Origin of the sequence: Megasphaera vaginalis (ex Bordigoni et al. 2020), from assembly GCF_900240295.1 — a bacterium.
In the GTDB taxonomy this organism is placed as follows: Bacteria; Bacillota; Negativicutes; order Veillonellales; family Megasphaeraceae; genus Megasphaera; species Megasphaera vaginalis.
The window spans coordinates 98,890-115,136 of the sequence record NZ_OEQB01000007.1 but is presented as its reverse complement, the minus strand read 5'-3'; the positions used below and the strand labels follow the sequence as shown (position 1 = coordinate 115,136).

At 55.4% G+C, this 16,247-nt stretch carries 12 protein-coding genes and 1 riboswitch; all 12 genes read left to right on the top strand.

All coding sequences use genetic code 11. The annotated features are described in order from the left end of the window. A partial coding sequence (locus C0977_RS09480; RefSeq protein ID WP_101913225.1) for a TrkH family potassium uptake protein occupies positions 1–1,333 on the top strand: 1,333 nt, incomplete at its 5' end. A gap of 15 nt (positions 1,334–1,348) precedes the next feature. After that, a complete protein-coding gene (locus C0977_RS09475) occupies positions 1,349–2,800 on the top strand; it encodes a TrkH family potassium uptake protein (protein WP_200814261.1) in 1,452 nt (483 codons plus the stop codon). 115 nt (positions 2,801–2,915) lie between these two features. Continuing rightward, positions 2,916–3,458: a helix-hairpin-helix domain-containing protein gene (locus C0977_RS09470; RefSeq protein WP_101913217.1), complete on the top strand. Its 543-nt coding sequence runs from the start codon at positions 2,916–2,918 to the stop codon at positions 3,456–3,458. Then, entirely contained in the window at positions 3,425–5,560 is a 2,136-nt protein-coding gene (locus tag C0977_RS09465) for a ComEC/Rec2 family competence protein (protein ID WP_145995091.1), read from the top strand. Before C0977_RS09470 ends, C0977_RS09465 begins: the two co-directional genes overlap by 34 nt. Beyond that, a complete protein-coding gene (holA, locus tag C0977_RS09460; protein ID WP_023052819.1) occupies positions 5,557–6,582 on the top strand; it encodes a DNA polymerase III subunit delta in 1,026 nt (341 codons plus the stop codon). Before C0977_RS09465 ends, holA begins: the two co-directional genes overlap by 4 nt. Then, the gene (locus tag C0977_RS09455) at positions 6,582–8,066 is read left to right on the top strand and encodes a VanW family protein (RefSeq protein ID WP_101913215.1); all 1,485 of its coding nucleotides are present in this window, start codon (positions 6,582–6,584) and stop codon (positions 8,064–8,066) included. Before holA ends, C0977_RS09455 begins: the two co-directional genes overlap by 1 nt. Positions 8,067–8,094: 28 nt before the next feature. Beyond that, positions 8,095–11,700: a PolC-type DNA polymerase III gene (locus C0977_RS09450; protein ID WP_101913214.1), complete on the top strand. Its 3,606-nt coding sequence runs from the start codon at positions 8,095–8,097 to the stop codon at positions 11,698–11,700. 98 nt (positions 11,701–11,798) lie between these two features. Continuing rightward, positions 11,799–12,110 (top strand): YerC/YecD family TrpR-related protein, encoded by a 312-nt coding sequence (locus C0977_RS09445; RefSeq protein WP_101913213.1) that lies wholly within the window; start codon positions 11,799–11,801, stop codon positions 12,108–12,110. A gap of 90 nt (positions 12,111–12,200) precedes the next feature. Beyond that, on the top strand, positions 12,201–12,638 hold the full coding sequence (gene mscL / locus C0977_RS09440; protein ID WP_101913212.1) for a large conductance mechanosensitive channel protein MscL: 438 nt from the start codon (positions 12,201–12,203) through the stop codon (positions 12,636–12,638). 14 nt (positions 12,639–12,652) lie between these two features. After that, a complete protein-coding gene (locus C0977_RS09435; protein WP_101913211.1) occupies positions 12,653–13,210 on the top strand; it encodes a hypothetical protein in 558 nt (185 codons plus the stop codon). A gap of 63 nt (positions 13,211–13,273) precedes the next feature. Further along, positions 13,274–13,408, top strand: a riboswitch (FMN riboswitch). 87 nt (positions 13,409–13,495) lie between these two features. Beyond that, on the top strand, positions 13,496–15,019 hold the full coding sequence (locus C0977_RS09430) for an FGGY-family carbohydrate kinase (RefSeq protein WP_234987637.1): 1,524 nt from the start codon (positions 13,496–13,498) through the stop codon (positions 15,017–15,019). A 332-nt stretch (positions 15,020–15,351) separates the two neighbouring features. Continuing rightward, a complete protein-coding gene (locus C0977_RS09425; protein ID WP_101913209.1) occupies positions 15,352–16,209 on the top strand; it encodes a 3-hydroxybutyryl-CoA dehydrogenase in 858 nt (285 codons plus the stop codon). Positions 16,210–16,247: the final 38 nt, after the last annotated feature.

The following is a 16,247-nucleotide window of genomic DNA, read 5'->3' as shown; positions in this document are numbered from 1 at the left end:
GGCCGTCTGCGTGGCGGCGGCGACGGGACTGGCGCTGCGTCTTGCCGGCAGGCGGATTGAAGATTCTCTGACCGTTCGCGAAGGCATCGCCATCACGACCTTTGCCTGGATACTGATCACTTTTCTGGGTCTCGTGCCGTACGTCGCCGGCGGGCATCTTTCTGTTCTCGACGGCATGGTCGAGACGATTTCGGGGCTGTCCGGGACGGGGGCGACGGTTATCGACGATGTCGAAAGCCTGCCGCCGAGCCTGCTCCTTTGGCGCAGCATGACCCACTGGTTCGGCGGGCTGGGGATCATCGTCATTTTTATCGCCATCTTTCCCCAATTCGGCCGCGGCGCCGTCCATATGTTCAACGCCGAAAGCACCGGCCCGATGGCGGAACGGATCGTGCCGCGTATCAAGGAAATGGCCAAGGAGCTTTTTGCGGTCTACGTCCTGTTTACGGCGACGGCGGCGGCCGTTTTCTGGCTTTGCGGCATGACGCCGCTGATTGCCGTCGATCATGCCATGTCGACGATTGCGACGGGCGGTTTTTCGCCTTTTAACGACAGCGTCGCGCACTTCCACAGTCCTGTCATCGAAGGAGCCATCGCCTTTTTCATGATTATTTCCAGCGCCAATTTCGGCATGTACGTGGCGGCTTATCACCGCGGCCCGTCGCTGATCTGGCGCGATACGGAGTTTCGCGCGTACGTGGCCATCGTCGCGGCGGCGACGTTGCTGTTGGCCCTCAATTTGGCGGCGGCCGGTCAGGCGGAGCTGCTGCCGGCGTTGCGGCAGTCTTTTTTTCAGGCCGCTTCGATTTCCTCATCGACGGGCTTCGTTTCCGCCGATTTTGACACGTGGCCGGCGTTCAGCAAATATATCCTGCTGCTGCTCATGTTCGTCGGCGGCTGCGCCGGTTCGACGGCAGGCGGTCTGAAGGTGACGCGGCTGATCTTGTTGTTGAAAATGACGGGTATCTTGCTGCGCCATGTCCTGCGGCGGCGGCAGGTTTTTTCCGTCCGTTCCAACGGCGAAGCTTATTCTGACGAAGTTTTGTACGGTATCGGCCGCTTTTTCTTTGTCTATTTTCTGCTCGACGTTCTTTGGACGGTGCTGCTCGTCTGCGACGGCGTTCCCACCTTTGACGCCATCGGCGTCAGCGTTTCGACGATGGGCAGCTGCGGCCCCGCCTTCGGTCTCTTCGGCGCGACCTGCACCTACAGCGCTCTGCATCCGTTCAGCAAGGTCGTCGTCGCCGTTTCGATGCTTATGGGACGGTTGGAATCTTTTACCGTCCTGGTGGTTTTGCTGCCGTCGTTCTGGCGGCGCCGCAAGGGTTGGTAAGAAGGAGTCGAAACCGTGAATTTTCGTATTGTCTGTCAATTTCTGGGAAAAATTTCTCTGGCCGAGTCTGCCGTCATGCTCTTGCCGTTGGCCTTGGCCCTGGTATTGGGAGAAGACGCGGCCGTAGCCTTTTTCGGCGCCGCCGCCGGTTGTTTCGGCACCGCCTTGGTGCTGCTGCGCCGGGGGCAGGTCCGAAAGCGGCTGCTGACGATGCGCGAAGGCATTGCGATCACCGGACTGGGGTGGCTGCTGGCGACGGGACTGGGGATGCTGCCTTATGTGCTGAGCGGGCATCTGGTCCTGCTCGACGGCGTTTTTGAAAGCATTTCCGGCTTTACCGGCACGGGGGCGACGGTTATCGACGATTTGGAAGTCCTGCCGCAGAGTCTGCTCCTCTGGCGCAGCATGACGCACTGGCTCGGCGGTCTCGGCATTGTCGTCATCTTCATCGCTTTACTGCCCGAGTCGGGACAGGATTCTTCGTATATCTACAACGCCGAAGCGGCGGGGCCGACGAAGGAGCGGGTGCTGCCGCGGCTGCGCGAGATGACGCAGGTCCTTTTTCAGCTGTATATGGCGTTTACGGTCATTGCGCTGGCCGTATTTATCGGCTGCGGCATGGATCTTATCAGCGCCGTCAACCATGCCTTGTCGACGATTTCGGCCGGCGGCTTTTCGACGTACAACGAAAGCGCCGCCCGTTTTGAAAGCCCGGCCATCGAAGGGTGGATGACCTTTTTTATGATCTTGGCAGGCGGCAATTTCGGCCTGTACTACCGAGTCTACCAGAAGGGCTTTGCCGTGCTGCGCCGCAATACGGAGTTCAAGGCGTATTTGACGATATTGGGAGTCAGTACGTGCCTGGTCGTCATCAACTTGATGATGTCGCTGGCGATTTCCTTGCCGGAGGCGCTGCGTTTCGCTTCGTTTCAGGTCGCGTCGATCGCCACGACGGGGTTCGTTTCCGCCGACTACGACTTGTGGCCGCCTTTTTCCAAGGGTGTCCTGCTGCTGCTCATGCTGTGCGGCGGCTGCGCCGGTTCGACGGCGGCGGGGCTGAAGGTTTCGCGTCTCGTCATCCTCGTTCGCACGGCGTGGGCGGCGGCCGTTCATGCCGCCTTTCCGAAGCGGTTGGCGGCGGTTACGATGAATGGCTGTGAAATAGACGGCAGCACCGTCATCCGCGTCGGGCAGTTTTTTTTCCTGTATATGGTCTTTATCGCTTTTTGGGCCGCGCTTCTGACTTTTGACGGCATTGCCGGTTTCGACGCCATCGGCATCAGCATTACGACGATGGGCTGCATCGGCCCGGCTTTCGGCGTTACGGGCGCGACGTGTACGTATGCGGAATTGTCCTCTTTTTCCAAGACGATTCTCTGCCTTTCCATGCTCGTCGGCAGGTTGGAGATCTTCACCGTTCTCGTCATGCTTCGGCCCGGTTTTTGGCGGAAAAAGGGGAACTGGTAAGTTTATTAAAAGCAAATGAAATGAAGATTAACGTTTGATGAGAAAGAAGATGTCCGGCAGGACGCCGCAGGGAAACGGAGAAGGTTCTCTTCCATAGAGGAGAGGAGGATCCCTGATGAAAAAAGTACTGCTTGTCATTCTTCTTTTTATTTTTCTTTTTTTCCTTGCCGGCCGGGACATATGGGATAAGGATTTCGCGCCGGCGGCGCTGACGGCAGATGTGGCGCAGCCGAAGGAGCCGCAGCATCGCGATGCCTATGTCTATATCAGCGGCGCCGTCAGGCGGCCCGGCGTCTATTCTTTTCCCGGTGACGTACGCGTCGGCGATGTCGTCCATGCCGCCGGTGACGTACTGCCGTATGCCGATAACGGCGCCGTTAATTATGCGGCTCCCGCCGCCGACGGCACGCACATTCACATTCCTTATGATCTGGACGGCGCTCCCGGCGGCGCGGCTCCCGACGACGGCAAGGTTCATCTCAATCAGGCCGACGAGCGGCAGTTGGTGACGCTGCCCGGCATTGGGCCGGTCATGGCCGGGCAAATCCTGGAATACCGCAGACGCCGCGGCGCCTTTACCAGTACGGAAGAGTTGAAGGAGATCAAGGGGATCGGCGCGGCGAAGTGGGAACAGTTGAAGGATCTGGTCGAGTTATGACCGGTCCTTCCGTTTTCCTGGTCCTTGCCTGGTGCGGCGGCATCTTTTTCGGAGACCATGTTCTCTTGTCCCGGACAGCCGCCGTCTTTGCGGCCGTCTTGTTCCTTTTCGCCGCCATCGGCTGCAGGCGCCGCCGCCGGACGGCATTGGTCTTTTTGGGCGCGCTGCTCTTTGTCTGCGGCAGTGTCCGTCTGGATTATAGTGACGGGCAGTATGCGGCGCTGTCTCATGGACTGGTCGGCGAACGCATCGCGGCGACAGGCGTAGTTGAAGAGAAGAAGGCGTCGTACGTCACGGACCGGGGCAAAAATACGCGTTATCTCTTCCGCCTTCACACCGTCCGAAGGCCCGGCGGCGCGGAAGAGAACGCTGCCGGAGCGCTGTGGCTGACGCTGCACGGCGAGACGGATTACGCCGCCGGCACGGCGTTGACCGTGCAGACGAAGGTTAAGGCCTTGGAATATTACAAGAATTTCGGGCTTTATGACAGCCGCCATCGCGATCGGCGTTTGGCCGTTATCGGCAGCGCTTACGGCGAAGAGAAGGACGTGTCGGCCGTCGCCGCGACGGCGGGATGGCAGGCGCAGCTGCGCCGGATCCGCGACGGGCTGACGGAACGGTTCGCCGCCTTCTTGACGGCGCAGGAGGCCTGCGTCCTCGCCAGTCTGCTGTTCGGCGGCCATTATGAGGAATTGGCGCCGGAACTGGTCGAAAGTTTTGCCGTCACGGGACTGATTCATATTCTCTCCGTTTCCGGTTCTCACGTCGTTTTGCTCTTCGCCGTCATTCGGATTCTGGGCGGCGCCGCGGGGCTCAGGCCGCTGCCGCAATTTGCGGTGGCGGCGCTGGCCGTTTTCGTGTACAGCGCCCTGGCGGAATTTACGGGACCTGTCGTACGGGCCGCGCTGATGGGGAGTCTCTGCGCCTTGAGTACTGTCGTCAAGCGCGAGTATGGGGGGATTCATTCCCTGAGTCTGGCCGTTTTCGTCATGACGCTGGCTGATCCGTACCTGCTTTTTGACCTGTCCTTCCGCCTTTCTTGCGGCGCGGCGGCGGGAATCATCCTTTTTCGGCCGCGTCTTCTGCCGTTCTGTCGTTTTCTGCCGTCTGCCGCCGCAGCCGCGCTGGCCGTCTGCCTGAGCGCGCAAATACTGCTGGTGCCGCTGCTGCTGGCCGAGTTTTCGTCACTGCCGGTCTATTCGTTTTTGGCTAACGTAACCGTCGGTACCGTGCTTGACGCCGTCATCGTTCTCGGTTTGTTGGCGGCGGCAGCGGCCTATGTCCTGCCTGTCGCGGCGACGCCGCTTTTATGGCTGATCAAGATCCTGTTGAACGCGGCTGTCGGCGCGAATTACGTTATCGCTTCTCTGCCGGGCAGCCGTCTGTGGCACGGCGCGTTGCCCTGGTTTGCCGTCGTTGCATACTACCTCTTCGTTGCCGCTCTTCTTGCGGCGCCGTATCGGAAACGGCTGCTGCTGGCAGGCGGCGTGCTGTTGTTCTCTTTTTCGCTGGCAGCCTGGGCGGCGCAAGGGGAGCGCACGATATATGTTTTTGACGTCGGCAGTGATCGGGCCACATGTCGGGTTGATGCTGAAGGAAACGCCGCGCTGTGGTATAATAGAAGCCGGTGGAGCAGTCCCGTTCGAAGCCAGGCCGTTTTGGCGCCGGCCCTTCGGCATGCCGGCGTTTTTCAGCTTCGGGAGCTGCATGTCGGCGGCTTTGAAGCGGAGCGGACGGCGGCGCAGCTGGGCCGTGCATTCGCCTGTCAGGCGGAGCGGATTCACATCCGGACCGAACTGACGGCGCCGTTGCGCCTGACGGAGAGCAAAACGCCGTACTATCTTTGCGCTAGTGCGGCGGCCGTGCCCGAGATGGCGGCGTTGCTGGAGATACGTTCCTGCGGCGGCGGTGATGGACTGCCGGCGGCTGCGGCGCTCATCGTCTCGGCGGCGCCGGAAGAAGAAAGGCGCTGCGCGGCGTGGCGTCGTGCAGCGGCGCGCGCGGGCATTCCTTTTTTTTCTCCTGCCGTTGACGGCGAGATTATCGCCGAAGAGAAGGCAGGTATATGGAAGATCAGAACATATGGCGGTGAAACCTTTTGAACTATATCCGATTGATCAACGGGACGGAATCCTATCTGATGGAACGGGAACGGCGCCGTTTTCTGGACGCCTGCAACCGCGACTTCGGCGCGGCTGCGGACGTGCGCCTTTTTTCCCGCACGGCCTCTGTCGGCGACGTGATCGCCGCGTTAGCGGAAGACTCGCTGTTCGGCGGCGCTGCTGTCGTCATCTGGACGGATTGTCCTTTTTTGCCGTTGCAGCGCGGCGGCAGGACGCGGACTAAGGCGACGGCGGAGGAACGTGAATTTGCCGACTTCCTCGGCAAGTTGCCGAGCAGGAAGGCGCTCCTTTTTTATACGGCCGGCAAGGTCAATGAAAAGGCTCCTTTTTTTCGTCTGATCAGCGCGCTGACGGCGTCGTCTTATTATGAAAGCGTTACGGACAAAACGGTCATGCCCTATGTCGACGCATACTTGAAAAAAAGAGGCAAGGTCTTGACCGGGAACAGCCGCGCGTATTTGCAGGAAATATTTCAGACGTGGGAAGAAATACCGTTGCTGTATGTCTTTACGGAACTGGACAAGCTCTGCATTTCCCTGGCCGCGGAAAGAGAGATCGACGTCGCCTGCCTGACCGGTCTTTTTGCCGGTTCGCTGGAAAAAAACATGTTTACCTTTACGGATTGTTTTTTGCGCCGCGACGGCGTGAAGACGACGCCTTTTCTGCCGCCGCTGTTTACCAAAAGCGACGTTTTTCTCAAGACTGTCGGATACATGGCTTCGCGCCTGCGCCTTCTTCTGGCGTATAAGGAACTGACGGCTGCCGGGCTGAGCGCAAGGCAGTGCGAGGCAGCCATGACGCAGATAAATCACGGCAGAAACGGCAAATATCTCATTTTTCACTTGAAAAAAGTGGCAAAGTATTGGAAAATGGAAGAACTGAAAGAATTGCTGCAGCGGCTGTTTACCCTGCAGCTTCACATGCGCCGCGGTACGGCTTCCGCCGACGATGTGGCGGCGCTGGTTTGTTTGTATTGCAGTAATAAAGGCAGGGTATCATAGTGACTGATGAAGAACGGGAACGAAAAGAACGATTGAAAGAATACCGTCGCCGCTATCGCGAGATGCACGGCAGAGAGACGAAGGGACGGCCGTGGAAAAAAGGCCTCCTTGCCGTCGCCGTTCTGGGGCTTGCCGGCTGCGGCGCTTTTTTTGGCGGCCAATACGCTGCCGCTTCGGCCGTTACCGTCGGCGGTGTCGGCTTCGGCCACGACGAAGAGGGGCTGAACGGTTTCCTCGATCAACAGGAAGCGTCCGCGGCGGGAGAGGAACTGACTTTGCAGATCAATGACGGCGGTGAAACGAAAGGGCTCGCCGATCTCGATGTTCATCTCGACAGGGATAAGATTCTGGACGAGGCGCTTCTGGTCGGACGCCGCGGGTCTTTTGCCGAACGGGTAAGCGACATCGCGTCGGTGCTGGTAAACGGCAAAGACGTGCCCTTGTCGCTCACTGTTGACGGCAATAAGCTCGACGCCTATCTGGACGATGTTCACCGGCGTTATGACCGGCAGCCGGAAAACGCTTTTGCCGAACCAACTGCGGAGGGCGTCGCGATCCATCCGGAAAAAGAAGGGGTGGTCATCGATACGTCGGAGACGAAGGCGCAGCTTGCGGACATGTTGGCGCAAGGTCATCTCAAACCGCTCGCCGTTCCCGTCGCCGAACGCAGCCAGGCCGGGGTCAAGGCCGCCGATTTGCAGCAAATCGATACGGTCCTGACGTATTATACGACGCATTTCGATCCTGCCGATACCAATCGTACGGCAAATATCGCCTTGGCGCAGAACTTGCTGAACCACGCTCTCATCAGCCCGCAGAGCCAGTTTTCTTTCAACGACTTCATCGGCACGCGGACGAAGGAGAAGGGCTATAAGGACGCGCCCGTCTATATGGACAATCAAGTGGTCATGGATGCCGGCGGCGGGGTCTGCCAGGTCAGTACGACCCTTTTCAACGCGGCGTTGCGGGCAGGCTTGATGATTTACGGCCGTTCGCCCCATTTTGCGCCGGCCGGCTACGTGCCTGTCGGCCTTGACGCGACAGTCGCCGACAACGGGCCGGATCTCGTTTTTTCCAATCCCTTTGATCATCCTATCTATTGTTATACCGTTATGGGAACGGACACGATCACCGTCTATATTCTCGGCAATCACGCCGACACGTGCAGCGTTTCCTTCCGGACGTTGTCGCAGAAGACGCTGCCGCATCAGGTTATTTATAAGCACCAAGACGGCATAACGGCGGAGCAGCGGCAGCAGGAAGGCTACGACGGTCATGAAATCAGTATTGCGCGGTACGTGCAATACAGCGACGGCGTGACCTATTCCAATGTGATCTCGTCCCGGTACGAGGCCAATGCGGAAATCATTCTGACGCCCGGCGCCGCTTCGGAAAAAACGGTGCAGACGACGAATCTCGGCGGCGAGCAGCTGCAGGATGCCATGATGAATTTCCCTCACGATCCTGTCATACCGGGAGCGTGAGTTCCTCGTAGCGGAGAAAGGCTGAAAAATGAAAGTTTATCGTATTATCCCCAAACAAGAGGTCAAGATAAAGATTCCCGACGGCCGCAGCGTATTCGTTTCGGAAATCAAGGGTTCGCCGACGGAACGGGCCTGGCAGGTTCGTACGACAGCCGCCTTCGATGCTGACGCGGAGCGGCTGGCCCGGCATCTCGGCGATTATTTTTCCCTGCCCGGGACGGTCGCCGTCGAACATGTGCGGCGTCCCGATTTCGATACGGTTAAAGAACTCGATAACGAATCGGCGCTGAACTGCAACGGCGGAGCTTCCGACGACGTTCTCGAAAGTTACGCCATTCCGCACGAAGATTGCTATGAAGATCTGTATGACGACGCCGGCGAGTTGTTGCGAGACGAAGAATATCAAAAAGTCTGCCGCGCCGCGCAGCGTTCCGACGGCGGCAAAAAGAAGAAAACCGCCGCCGCAAGTCCGGCGGAGAGCAATGTCTGGTTGGGAAAAGCTTTCCACGGCGCCGTGCAGAAGATCAACGACGTCCTCGGCGAAGAACAGAACAACGTCATCTTTGAAGGACAGGTCGTTAAAGTCGAGTTTCGCGAATTGAAATCGAAGCGGATTTTATTGACCTTTCAGATGGCCGATAAGACGAACGGTATTTCGGCAAAAAAGTTCCTTGACGTCGGCAGCGGCGGTAAATTTCGCCGTAAAGGGAGTCTGACGGCAGAGGAGATGGAGCTGTTGCAGCAGCGTTTCCGCAAGGGCTCTCAGGTCCGGGTCAGAGGCAATGTCCAATATGATACGTATCAAAGCGATTACGTCCTCAATGTGGAAGACATCATGCCTGCCGAAGGCGGCGCCGTGGAACGGGAGGACAAGAATCCGACGCCGCGCGTCGAGCTGCACCTGCATACGGTCATGAGCGACATGGATGCCCTGATTACGGTCAAGCAGCTGATCAAGACCGTAAAGAAATGGGGTCATCCGGCTGTTGCCGTTACCGATCACGGCGTCGTGCAGTCTTTTCCGCTGCTGCAGGAGATCTCACGGGACAAGACGAACGGCGTCAAGGTCATTTACGGTATGGAAGGATATCTTTTTGATGAAAAAATTGATGAATCCTACCATATCATCATTTTGGCGAAGAACCAGATCGGTATTCGCAATCTGTACAAATTGGTAAGCATATCGCACTTGAAATACATCTACCGCGGCCGGCCGCGCCTTCCGCGGGCCGTCCTCAACGAATACCGCGAGGGATTGATCTTCGGTTCGGCCTGTGAGGCCGGTGAGCTGGTTCGATCACTGGTGCAGAAGAAGCTGCCCTACGAGGACCTGAAACGGATCGCCGCCTATTATGATTATCTCGAGATCCAGCCGCTGACGAACAACCAGTTCCTGATTCGTGAAGGCTTCGTCGATACCGATGAAGAGCTGCGCGACATTAACCGGACCATTATTCGTCTCGGCGACGATCTCGGCAAGCTGACGGTCGCGACGTGCGACGCTCACTTCCTGAACCCGGAAGATAAGATTTACAGGGAGATCATGATGACCGGCAAGGGCTTCAAGGACGCGCAGTTTCAGCCCGATCTGTACTTGCGGACGACAGACGAAATGTTGGCGGAATTTTCCTATTTGGGCGCGGAACGGGCGCGGGAGGTCGTCATTATGAATCCGAACCGGATCAACGAGATGATCGACGACGTCAAGCCGGTACCGAAGGAAACGTTGTATTTTCCGCAAATTACGGGATCTTCGGAAGCGTTGAAGACGATGTGCTATGCCAAAGCCCATCAGATTTACGGTGAGCCGCTGCCGCAGATCGTCGCCGATCGCCTGACGGAAGAGTTCACCTCCATTTTGGGGCACGGGTTCGGCGTTTTGTACTATATCGCCCACAAGCTGGTCAAGCATTCCAATGACGACGGCTATCTCGTCGGTTCGCGGGGATCCGTCGGGTCTTCTTTCGTGGCGACGATGTCGGGTATTACGGAAGTCAATCCGCTGCCGCCGCACTATGTTTGCCCTCATTGCCGGTACAGCGAATTTTTTACCGACGGGTCCGTCGGCGGCGGTTTCGACCTGCCTGATAAAGCGTGCCCGGTCTGCGGCGAAGCGTTGCACAAAGACGGCCACAATATTCCTTTCGCCATTTTCCTCGGGTTTGACGGCGACAAGGTTCCCGATATTGATTTGAATTTCTCCGGTGAATATCATCCGAAAGCGCATAAGTATACGGAAGAACTGTTCGGCAAGGACAATGTTTTCCGCGCCGGCACGATTGGCGCCATTAAGGATAAGACGGCTTACGGCTATGTCATGAAGTGGGCTGAGGCGCGCGGCATCAAGGTCAATGAGGCCTATGTCAACAGCCTGGTCAACGGCTGCACGGGCATCAAGAATACGACGGGGCAGCATCCCGGCGGCGTCATGGTTATTCCGCGCGATATGGATATACATCATTTTACGCCGGTTCAATATCCGGCCAACAAAAAGGACAGCGGCATCATTACGACGCATTTCGATTATCATTCCATCGAAGGACGTCTGGTCAAGCTGGATATTCTCGGACACGATGATCCGACCGTTATCCGCATGCTCGAGGATCTGACGGGAGTCGACGCGACGACGATTCCCTTTGATGATCCGGCGACGATGAGTCTTTTCAGTTCGACGAAGGCCCTGGGCCTGACGCCGGAAGAGTTGGGTTCCGAAGTCGGCAGCTTCGGCATTCCCGAATTCGGCACGCCCTTCGTACGGCAAATGCTGGTTGACACGAAACCGCAGACCTTTTCAGGCCTGGTGCGAATCTCCGGTTTTTCCCACGGCACCGACGTCTGGTTGAACAACGCGCAGGATTTGATCCGCTCGAAAACGGTGGAATTGAAAGAAGCCGTATCGACGCGCGACGATATCATGAACTATCTGATCGAGCACGGCATCAAGCCGAAGACGAGTTTCAAAGTCATGGAAAATGTCCGAAAAGGGAAGGGCATCGATAAACTCGATAAGCTGGGCAAAAAGAATACGGACTACGAAGGCGAACTGAAAGCCGGCGGCATACCGCAGTGGTTCATCGAGTCGTGTCAGAAGATCGGCTATCTGTTTCCCCGCGCCCATGCCGTCGCTTACGTCATGATGGCCTTCCGTATCGCCTGGTACAAGATCAACTATCCCTTAGCGTATTACGCGGCGTATTTCACGATTCGCGCCAAGGCGTTCAATTTGCCGGTTATGACCGGCGGCCTGGAAACGCAGCGCCATAAGATGAAGACCATTGCCCAGCAGGGGAAGGACGCGTCCAAGATTGATCAGGATCTCTATTCGGCATTGGAACTTGCCGTCGAAATGAGTCTGCGCGGCTACGCCTTTTTGAACGTCGATATCAGCAAATCGGCGGCGACGAAATTTACGATCTGCGACGGTAAAATATTGCCGCCGTTTACGGCAATAGACGGGTTGGGAGAAAATGTCGCCGAACAGATCGTCACGGCCCGCCGGGAAGCGCCGTTCACGTCCAAGGCCGATCTGAAGCTGCGCGGCAAGGTCTCGCAGTCGCTGATCGAAACGATGACGGAATACGGCTGCCTCGGCGATATGGCGGAAGATGAACAGTATGATCTTTTTGCCATGTAATGTTTTTGTATGGATAGCTGTTTTTTGTCGACAATCTCTGAGATTTGTCTCATAATGTAAAAAAACTTTAATTTGATGAAGAGGAACAGTGATGCGCCATGAGCAGTAACGAACGGTTGAAAGATCATCTCCATGACCAGCTTTTTGAAGCGATTCTCGAATTGCGGGATTTGGAGGAGTGCTACGAATTTTTTGAAGATATCTGCACGATTCAGGAAATGAAAGCCATTTCGGCGCGACTGGAAGTGGCCCGCATGTTGAAAGGCGGAGAAATTTATGAAGATATCGTCAAGAAGACCGGCGCCAGTACGGCGACGATCAGCCGCATCAAACGCTGCCTGATGTACGGCAGCGGCGGTTACGGCAAGATCCTCGACAGGTTGGCGGAGAAAGAGGCAAAGACCGTCTGAAACTGATCCTGGGGCTTACAATTCCGTCTTGTCTCTGACAGGCGATATTATATACACGTAGTTGATTTTGCTGAACAACAGGAGGTACTTATGAAACAATTTATGGAAGAATTCAAAGCGTTTGTTTTGCGCGGCAATGTCATCGACATGGCTGTCGGCGTCGTCATCGGCGCGGCATTCGGCAAGATCGTCGCTTCGCTGATTGCCAATATCATCATGCCGCCTTTGGGGCTGATTCTCGGCGGCGTCGATTTTTCGAACTTATTCATTTCTCTCGGCAGCAAACATGTCGAAACGCTGGCGGAAGCGCAGGCACAAGGCGTTCCCGTCATCGCTTACGGGTTATTCATCAATACGGTCGTTGAATTTTTAATTATCGCCTTTGCGATTTTCGTGGTTATTTCCCAGATCAACCGACTCTCGAAGAAAGAAGAAGATGATGCTCCGGAACCGCGTCTCTGCCCTTATTGCAAACAGCCCGTAGCCGATGACGCGACACGCTGTCCGCATTGCACGAGTCAATTATAAGCAGGTCCGCGCTGATGAAGTCTAAAATTGATATCACCGTATTCGATAACGGCGAGGCGGCGATCATGAAGGCTTCGCTGACAGGCGAGCTTTGGGCCGATTATCAGGCCTTCGCGCGCTTGGCGGCAAAACGAAGAGAGAAGAACCGATTCCATGCAGAGAAGGCAGCACGCCGTTATGAACGTGCTGCTTCTTTGTCTCTCTTCGCCTTTTATGAAACGGTGCTGCACCGCTGGCTGCCGCACTTTGCCGAACAAGTAGACGTGCAGGCTTTTATTGACAAGCCGTTGGCGGAAAAATCGCGAATCGTCCTGCTGCAAGTGTTTCCCGACGCCGGTAAGGATCAGGAGTTTGCGCATCTGTGGGCGATCCTGGAGCGATACGATCTGCATAACGGCGCCTGGCTGGATGCGCTGACGGGCGAGACGCTCCTTGATATTGCGCAGTCGATGGATGCTTTTCTGTCTTGTATCGAGCAAAAAAGCGGCTTGCAGCGTTTTCCTGCTTGTGAGGCGTCGACGGATACGCTCGTTTCCAAATTGAGCAGCTTTTTTTTCCATCATGTCAAGTAAATCCTTCTTGCATTTTTTTAGCTCTCCCTGTATCATGAAGGGAAGAAAACAAATCGAATATAAAATCGTCTTTGGGGCAAGGTGAGAAGGGGCTTCCTTCATATTCCTGACCGGCGGTACAGTCCGCAAGCTCTGAAAAGAGTTGAATCGATGCAATTTCGATACCGACAGTTACAGTCTGGATGGGAAAAGACGGCTGCAGGGCCTGTTTGCCTTGCCTTGTTTCCCATGCAAAGACTGGTTTTTCCGGTCTTTTTTTCTTTGTGTCGAAGGCGTAAGGAGGCAATGATGGAGAAAAATTATTATCTCGGTTTTGATGCCGGCACGCAAAGCGTGAAAGTTGCCGTCTATGACGGGCAGATGAATTGCGTAGCCATGGACACGGCGAAGACGACGCTGTCTTATCCGCAGCCCGGCTGGGTGGAGATGGATATTGACGAGTACTATCGGCTGATCAAGCAGTGCATGCGTTCGTGCAGTTATCAGATGCGGCAGAAGCATTTATCCGTCAAGTCGGTACGGGCCATCATGGGCGACGGGATCATTTGCGGCATCGCCGGCATTGACGCCGCCGGAAATCCCGTTACGCCGTATGTCAATTATCTTGACAGCCGTACGGCAGATGATGTCGAACGGCTAAAGGCGCAGGGACTGCGGATCTGGGCTGAAGAGACGGGCAATGCCGAACCGAGCGTCATGTTTCCGGCCATGTTTGCGCGCTGGTTTCTGAAACATGTGCCGGCTTTTGCCGCCAAAGGCGTTAAATTCGTTCATAATTGCCCGTATGTTCTGCTGCACCTCGCCGGACTCGGCGGGAACGACGCCTTTATCGACTGGGGCACGCTTTCGGGCTGGGGATTGGGCTATCATGTAATGCAAAAGGAATGGTCGCCGCGGCAGTTGGAAATTCTCGGCATTGACGCGGCCTATTTGCCGCGCATTGTAAAACCGTGGGATATTATCGGCTCTTTGTGCGAAAAGGATGCCGAAGAAACGGGCTTTCCCGCCGGCATTCCCATCTGCGCCGGCGCCGGCGATACGATGGAATCCATGATGGGCAGCGGTATTCTCGAAGCCGGGCGCGGCGTTGACGTAGCCGGCACGTGCGCCATGTTCTGCGTGTCGACAGACGGCATCATTCCCGCTCTTTCCGTTCCCGGCAGCGGACTGATCTTCAATTCCGGAACGCTGGAAAACACGTATTTCTATTGGGGCTTCGTCCGGACCGGCGGTCTGGCGCTTCGCTGGTTCAAGGACAGCGTTTGTCGAAAGCAGAGCGATGAGTATTACGGTACGCTCGACGAATTGGCACGCCGTCATCCCGCCGGCTGCGACGGCGCGTTTTTTATCCCCTATTTGACCGGCGGCAACGGCGATTACCCGGATGTGCGCGGCGTTTTTTCCGGTTTGACGCTCGATTCCGATCAAGGCGCCATGTGGCGGTGCGTCCTCGAAGGGATCGGCTACGATTATCTGGAAATTACCGAACGTTACCGCAGCGCCGGCATCGACTTGTCGCAGCTTACGGTCACGGAAGGCGGCAGTCGTGACGCGCTTTGGAATCAGATCAAGGCCGATATGTTGGCGACGGAAGTCGTTACGCTGGAAGTGGCCGGCGGCGCCGTGCCGACCAATTGCCTGGTAGCGGCGTACAGCCAAGGCGATGTGACCGATTTGAAAGAAGCCTTGCAAACGAATTTCATCGTCAAAGATACTTTCTCTCCTCAGCAGTCTGTAACGGACTATTATCAGCAACAGTATGGACGGAGGAAAAAGCTGTTGGAAGCGCTGCAGGCAAGCGGCATATAAGCGCGGAAAGGCCGGATTATCCGGCCTTTTTTATTTGTCATATTGTGAAAAAGGGTGTAATGTTTTCGCTATTAGTGTCTCAAAAAAGACTTTGCGTTAGTAATAATTCCAGAAACGTATAATTAAAAGTCATAGGAATTCATACAGGACAGCGAAAAATATATATGTGGATATGGGTTTTAATGAAATATACACCCCATATGTAGTGGATTTTTTCACAGGAAGTGATATACTATGAGTGTAAGCAATGCATCTGATTTTTAATTTGCGTGCTTTTTTTTGGAACTGTTAAGTGAAAAAAATCACGCGACAATTTAAAGGAGGAGTTAGACATGTTTTGTAAAAAAGTAATGGTAATTGGTGCAGGTACAATGGGTTCCGGTATTGCTCAAGTCTTCCTGACAAAAGGCTGCGACGTTATCTTGAACGATATCAAACAGGAATTCATTGACGGCGGCGTTAAGAAAATCGACAAAAGCTTAACGAAACTGGTTTCCAAAGAAAAAATGACGCAAGCCGATAAAGACGCATGCATGGGCAAATTGACGGGCATCGTTGAAATTACGGAAGAAAACATGAAAGATGTTGATCTCGTTGTTGAAGCGGCTATCGAAAACATGAAGATCAAAGCGGAAATTTTCCGGAACTTGGGCGAAAAATGCCCGGCGCATACGATCTTGGCTTCCAACACGTCTTCCTTGCCGATTACGGAAATCGCCGCAGCTACCAATCGTCCGGATAAAGTTATCGGCATGCATTTCTTCAATCCCGCTCCGGTAATGAAATTGATCGAAGTTATTAACGGTATTGCTACGTCTGAAGAAACATACAAAAAAGTTGAAGAAGCTTCTATCGAATTGGGCAAGAGTCCTGTAAAAGTTGCCGATTTCCCGGGCTTCGTAGGCAACCGTGTCGTCATTCCGATGATCAACGAAGCGATCCAAGCTTTGATGGAAGGCGTCGCTTCCAAAGAAGATATCGACAATGTCTGCAAACTCGGTTTCAATCATCCCATGGGACCCTTGGCTCTCAGCGATTTGATCGGTAACGACGTTGTTCTTCATATCATGAACGTTCTTTACAGCGGTTTCGGCGATCCTAAATATCGTCCGTGCCCGTTGCTCGCCAAATATGTTCAGGCCGGCTACCTCGGCCGTAAAACGGGCAAAGGCTTCTACGATTATGAATAATTCGCCTGCTTTCGGCCAGGTGTAAAAGAAAAGCCTCC

Bases quoted from the DNA above. Each gene is read 5' to 3' on its own strand.
- C0977_RS09425 (WP_101913209.1), top strand. From the start codon at position 15,352: ATGTTTTGTAAAAAAGTAATGGTAATTGGTGCAGGTACAATGGGTTCC.
- C0977_RS09450 (WP_101913214.1), top strand. From the start codon at position 8,095: ATGAAAGTTTATCGTATTATCCCCAAACAAGAGGTCAAGATAAAGATT.
- C0977_RS09470 (WP_101913217.1), top strand. From the start codon at position 2,916: ATGAAAAAAGTACTGCTTGTCATTCTTCTTTTTATTTTTCTTTTTTTC.
- mscL (WP_101913212.1), top strand. From the start codon at position 12,201: ATGAAACAATTTATGGAAGAATTCAAAGCGTTTGTTTTGCGCGGCAAT.
- C0977_RS09435 (WP_101913211.1), top strand. From the start codon at position 12,653: ATGAAGTCTAAAATTGATATCACCGTATTCGATAACGGCGAGGCGGCG.
- C0977_RS09445 (WP_101913213.1), top strand. From the start codon at position 11,799: ATGAGCAGTAACGAACGGTTGAAAGATCATCTCCATGACCAGCTTTTT.
- C0977_RS09430 (WP_234987637.1), top strand. From the start codon at position 13,496: ATGATGGAGAAAAATTATTATCTCGGTTTTGATGCCGGCACGCAAAGC.